The following is a 5,657-nucleotide window of genomic DNA, read 5'->3' as shown; positions in this document are numbered from 1 at the left end:
CGGGGGGCGGGCTGGGGGGGGTGGCGGCAGCCTATGACGCGCTGCAACTGGGCCGGCAGGTGTGCATGACGGAGATCACCGATTGGATCGGGGGGCAGGTGAGCGCCCAGGGAGTCTCCGCTTTGGACGAGCGACCCCTGCAACGAGAAAATGACATCTTCCCCAAAGGCTACAGCGAGTTTCGCCGGCGGGTACGGGAAAAATACGGCGGGGATCCCAATCCGGGCAAATGCTGGGTGAGCGTGCTCTGCTTTTCCCCTCAGGTGGGCCACCAGGTGATTCGGGAGATGTTGGATCCCTATCTGCAGTCGGGGCAGTTGCGGCTGTTCACCGAGACGGTAGTGAAGGATTTGGAGATCAAAGACTCTCAGATCCGCAGTGTGCAGGCCATTCGCAACATCCCCAAACACGCCGGCGTCCAGCCAGAGAATCGAGGGGATCTCTCCAGCTACTTTCTCGATTTTTATCGTCTAGAACCCACCGAGGACTGGGACAAGGAGATCCTGCGCTTTGAGCCGCCGCCAGAACGCCAAGACAAAACCCTGCCCTGGGTGGTGATCGACGCTACTGAAACCGGCGAGCTGCTGCCCCTGGCGCGGGTGCCCTACCGCCTGGGAACCGATGGCCAAAGCCGCTGGGAACCCAGCTCCAAGCCCTACGTGGATCCCTACTGTACCCAGGGCTTCACCTACACCTTTGTCATGGAGCGCTTCCCCGTGCCGCAGGTGCCGGTCAAGCCGGAGTTCTACAACGATCCCCTGCACGGCCCCTACTACAGTTACGAACACCCTCGCTTCAACTTTGCGCTGATCTTCACCTACCGCCGCATCCGGGGGCAGGTGTTCGGCTTTGGGGAAGAGGCCATTCGGGTGGGGGATCAATCCATGCAGAACTGGACCTGGGGCAACGACTGGCGCATCACCGGCCCGGAGATGAACCTCATCCTTACCCACGAGCAACTGCAGGCCTCAGGCCAACTGCAGCCGGGCGGCTGGATGGGGGGCCTACGGGTGGAAGCCCTGCGGCGAGCTGAGCAGCATGCTAAGGGCTTTTTCTACTGGCTGGTGGCGGGAAGGACGGATTTTCTCCTGCAACAGGAGGATCCCAACTTTCAAAAAGACTTCTACTTGCGCTATGCCTACCTACGGGGGCCCAATACCCCCATGGGAACTGCCAGCGGCCTCTCCAAGTACCCTTATATCCGCGAGTCGCGGCGCATCATTGGTCGGCCCAGCCTCTCCTACCCAGAAGGATTTACCATCTACGAGTCGGACATCACCACACGGGAATCGGAGCTAAACCGCGGGCGGCCCTTCATCTTCTACGACTCGGTGGGGGTGGGCCAGTACCCCATCGACTTTCACGATTGCCTGCTGCCGGGTTTTTCCCTGCCCCCCAGCAACAACAAAGACGCGCAGGCCCCCAGCTACCCTTACCAGATCCCCCTGCGGGCTCTGATCCCCCAGCGCATTGACAATCTGCTAGCCGGCAACAAAAATATCGCCACCAGCCGCATTGCCAGTGCCTCCTACCGGGTGCATCCGGTGGAATGGGCCATTGGCACCGCCGCCGGTCACACGGCCCACTTTGCCCTGGAGCGGGATCTGATCCCGGCAGAGATCGTGGAGGAGCCGCTTTTGGATTTGCGGCTGTTGCCAGCTCTCCAGGCCCAAATCCAGAGCTTGGGCAACCCCATTCAATTTCCTGGCACCACCATTACCGCCACCGATTGGGCCCAATCCCGCTAGCCTAGAAAGGCAGGGTTGGGAGTTGACCGGTGGATCCCGTTGGGGTTGGACTTGTGGGCTGGGAGATGCTTCGCCCCTCTTTATGGGCCGCCACGGCTCTGTGGGGCTTAGGGCTAATGTGGGGGTTTTCGCCGCTGCATCAAAAGCTGCAGGAGAGCTGGGAAAAGCAATTGCTATGGGATCCCAGTGGAGCTTTGGCTTCCTTGCTGAGCACCCTTCCCTTTTTGCTGGCAGCAGGCTTGGTGGTAGCCCTGACGGAGATCTCCTTGGGCAAAAGCTGGGCCGTCTCCTGCGGCCTGATCGCCTGCGTCGGCGGAGGCCTCTATGAACTGGGCCGGCGGGACAATGCCAGGTAACTCAAGCGCTCCGTGTTGTTAACGCAACTACCCCCAGTCTCCTCCCCTAGGGAGCGGATAAGCAACGCCAAGTTAGAGCGGCTTCAAGCGATGACCCCCCTCCAAGAAGCAGCAGAAGCAGCGGCCAAGCTGCTGGTATTCCGGGACATCTGCACCCACCCCCTAGCCCTAGCCTGGCAGGAGCTAATCCAGCAGTTGATGAGTGGGGATCCCCTGCCGTGCTGGAGGGCCTACGGGCGCTGGTTTGAGCTTTTGGCCCGGCAGGGCCTGAGCTGGCGGCAATGGCTGATCCGGGAGATCCGCTGGGCCGATAACCCCTTTGCCCGTGCAGCGCTGCAGCCCCAAGGGATCCCAGAGCCTCTGATGCAGGCTGCCCGCCACGACCTGCGCTGTCTGCAAACCCTAGCGGACAGTCAGGAGACCATTGCCGAGCAGATGCAGGCGTTGGGGTTGGGGATCCCCTGGCCCGATGGGGAAACCGATAGCGCTGGCTGGGATCCCCGCTCTTTTGCCGATTGGGGCCAGAGCTTGGAGACCTTAATTGCCCACTACCGCCAAAGGGGGGTAGGGCTCTGTGGTCGCTACTGGGCCTTTCGCTGGGGGCCAGCAGGGCTAGAAGGGATCCCCGCTCCCGATCTGCCTGACTGGGAGGAGATTTACAGCTACGAACGGCAGAAACGGCAGTTGGCGGCCAACACCGAAGCGCTGCTGCGGGGAGATCCGGCCCTGCATGTGTTGCTCTACGGGGCGCGGGGCACCGGCAAGTCTTCTCTGGTGAAGGCGTTGTTGCGCCGCTACGGCCCGCAGGGGTTGCGCCTATTGGAGCTGCGACGAACTGACTTGGTTCAGTTGCCGGAGATTTTGGCAGAGCTGCGGGCGCAGGTGTTGCCTTTTATCTTGTTTGTGGATGATCTCTCCTTTGAGGCAGAGGAAACCGAGTTTAAGCAGCTCAAGGTGCTCCTGGAGGGAGATCTCGTCGCGCCGCCCCTCAACGTGCGTCTTTATGCCACCAGCAACCGCCGCCATCTCATCCGCGAGTTTTTCGGCGACCGACCCAATCCCCAAGATCAAGAAGTTCACGCCTGGGATACCGTACAGGAAAAGCTGTCGCTGCGGGATCGCTTCGGCCTCACCCTCACCTTCACTCCCTTCACCCAAGGCGATTACCTGGCAACCGTAGAACACCTGGCGCAGCGGCTAGGTTTCACCCAATCTTTGGATGTCCTGCGCCGCCAGGCCCTGATCTGGGCACAACAGCAAAACGGCTTTTCCGGTCGCACTGCCCGTCAGTTTTTGGATGCAGTTCGGGCAGGGCTGGTGAAGGACAGCGATGGACTATAGAAGCGATAGAAGCCATGGTCGCGTCAGCGTTGGGTAGCAACATCGATCCGGCCAATCTGGATCAGACGGAAGCAAGCCGAGGCTTGGCCCGCCTGGGGATCGATGTGGGGGGCACCTTTACCGATCTGGTGCTCCTGCGCGACGGCCAGATTCAGACGGCGAAGGTGCTGTCTACCCCCAGCCCTGAGGAGGGAGTCTTTGCGGCGCTGGACAAGCTGGGGGCGCTCCAAGGAGAGCTCCGGGTTGACCTGTTCTGCCATGGCATGACGGTGGCCACCAACGCGCTGCTGGAGCGCAAGGGATCCCCCACCCTGTTTTTGACCACGGCGGGCTTTCGGGATGTGCTGGCCATTGCCCGTCAAAACCGCCCCTCTCTGTATGACCTGACACAGCCCAAGCCGGAGCCAGTGGTGCCCCGCCACCATTGCCTGGAGGTGAAGGAGCGCTGCAGCGCGGGCGGAGTGTTGGAGCCGCTCACCGATGCCGAAATCCGGCGGGTGGTGCAGGAGGTGGGGGAACGGGTGCAGCGGGATGGGATCCGCGCTATTGGGGTGGGGTTTTTGTTTTCTTTTCTCTACCCGGAGCACGAACAGCGGCTGGGGACGGCCTTGCGGCAGGCTTTTCCCGATCTGCACCTTTCCCTGTCTTGCGAGGTGGCGCCGGAGTTCCGCGAATACGAGCGCTTCAGCACCACCGCCATCGATGCCTACCTCAGCCCGGCACTGGCGGGCTACCTGCACCGCTTGGCCCAAGGATGTCGGGAGCGAGGGATCCCCCAGCCCTTGATCATGCAGTCTTCCGGCGGGGTGACCTCCATTGCTCAGGCGGCGGCCCATGCTTCGGTGGCTTTGCTCTCGGGGCCGGCAGGCGGAGTTTACGGGGCGGCCTATCTGGGTCGCCTGAGTGGCTACCCCCACTTGCTCAGCTTCGATATGGGGGGAACCAGCACAGATGTGGCCTTGATCCAAGATGGGATCCCCCAGGTTACTCCCGCAGCGGTGGTGTGCGGCTTGCCCGTGCAACAGCCCCAAATTGACATCCACACCGTCAGTGCCGGCGGCGGATCCCTGGCCCATTTGCTGCCCGGCGGTGGGCTTCAGGTGGGGCCAGAGAGTGCCGGATCCAACCCCGGGCCGGCCTGCTACGGTCGGGGGGGAACAGCTCCGACGGTTACCGATGCCAACCTCTGGCTGGGGTACCTGCCGGATGGCGGGCGGCTGGGCGACTCGGTGCAGCTACGGCGGGGGCTGGCGGAACAGGCTATTGCCACGCTGGCGGATCCCTTGGGCTTGAGCTTGCAGGAAACTGCCGTTGGCATTCGCACCTTGGCGAATGTCGCCATGTCGCGGGCCTTGCGGGTGATCAGCGTGGAGCGGGGTTTGGATCCCGCCGATTTTGCCCTGTTGGCCTTCGGCGGAGCCGGGCCCATGCATGCCTGTGCTTTGGCAGAAGAGCTGGGCATCCGCACGATCTTGATCCCGGCTGCCTGTGGGGTGCTCTCGGCGCTGGGAATGGCTTTGGCAGATCTGCGGCGAGACTATCGGCGGGCCATCCTCCAACCTCTGCGGCAGCTTGCGTCCGATTCAGGGGGATCCCTGCTGGCCCAATGGGCAGAACCCCTGATCCGCCAGGCCCAAGCCGATCTGCAGGAGCCGGCGTTGCACTTCAGCTTGGACTTGCGCTATCGCGGCCAGTCTTTTGAGTTGGGGATCCCAGTGCGGTTGTCGGATCCGATTGCTCATCTGGAACAGCAGTTTCACCAGGCCCACCGACAACGCTATGGATGGCAGGATTTGGCCCAGCCGGTGGAGGTGATTCAGTTGCGTCTACAGGCGGTGCAGGCCCTACCCACCGTGCCTTTGACTGCACCCCACCCTTTGCCAGGGGATCCCCTCAAGGGTCGGCGAGAGGCATGGTTTGGGGGCAGGATGCGCCTGGTGCCGGTTTACGATCGGCAGCGCATGGGTGTGGGGTTTCAACTGCGCGGGCCGGCAATTGTCGAGATGCCGGAGGCAACTGCGGTGATCGAAGCCGATTGGACAGGTGTCATTGACGAAGTGGGAACCCTAATCTTGAGCTGTGTTCGCGATAGCGGGACAAAGTCCTGGTGAGTCCATCCGCAAGCAGAGCGTCATGGTCATTTCGATTCAAACTAGGATACTGTGCCCACACCCAAAACGTTGCTCGCGTCGGCGTTGCGGAGCAATAATGC

4 protein-coding genes are annotated in these 5,657 nt (G+C 62.1%); all 4 read left to right on the top strand.

What is annotated here, in order from left to right:
* Nucleotides 1-1,748, top strand: a 1,748-nt coding sequence (locus tag NW818_RS07125) for an FAD-dependent oxidoreductase (protein WP_414424176.1), incomplete at its 5' end; no start/stop codon positions are given.
* 65 nt (nucleotides 1,749-1,813) lie between these two features.
* Nucleotides 1,814-2,104, top strand: coding sequence for a hypothetical protein (locus NW818_RS07120; RefSeq protein WP_011433810.1), 291 nt, complete (start codon nucleotides 1,814-1,816; stop codon nucleotides 2,102-2,104).
* Nucleotides 2,105-2,194: 90 nt separating this feature from the next.
* On the top strand, nucleotides 2,195-3,445 hold the full coding sequence (locus NW818_RS07115; protein ID WP_414424175.1) for a DUF815 domain-containing protein: 1,251 nt from the start codon (nucleotides 2,195-2,197) through the stop codon (nucleotides 3,443-3,445).
* 14 nt (nucleotides 3,446-3,459) lie between these two features.
* Nucleotides 3,460-5,556: a hydantoinase/oxoprolinase family protein gene (locus NW818_RS07110; RefSeq protein ID WP_414424174.1), complete on the top strand. Its 2,097-nt coding sequence runs from the start codon at nucleotides 3,460-3,462 to the stop codon at nucleotides 5,554-5,556.
* Nucleotides 5,557-5,657: the final 101 nt, after the last annotated feature.

The sequence above is a fragment of the Synechococcus sp. R6-5 genome (assembly GCF_047461775.1).
In the GTDB taxonomy this organism is placed as follows: domain Bacteria; phylum Cyanobacteriota; class Cyanobacteriia; order Thermostichales; family Thermostichaceae; genus Thermostichus.
This window is presented reverse-complemented; position numbering and strand designations above follow the sequence as displayed.

Coding starts and splice junctions, on each gene's coding strand:
- NW818_RS07110 (WP_414424174.1), top strand. CDS start 3,460: ATGGTCGCGTCAGCGTTGGGTAGCAACATCGATCCGGCCAATCTGGAT.
- NW818_RS07115 (WP_414424175.1), top strand. CDS start 2,195: ATGACCCCCCTCCAAGAAGCAGCAGAAGCAGCGGCCAAGCTGCTGGTA.
- NW818_RS07120 (WP_011433810.1), top strand. CDS start 1,814: ATGCTTCGCCCCTCTTTATGGGCCGCCACGGCTCTGTGGGGCTTAGGG.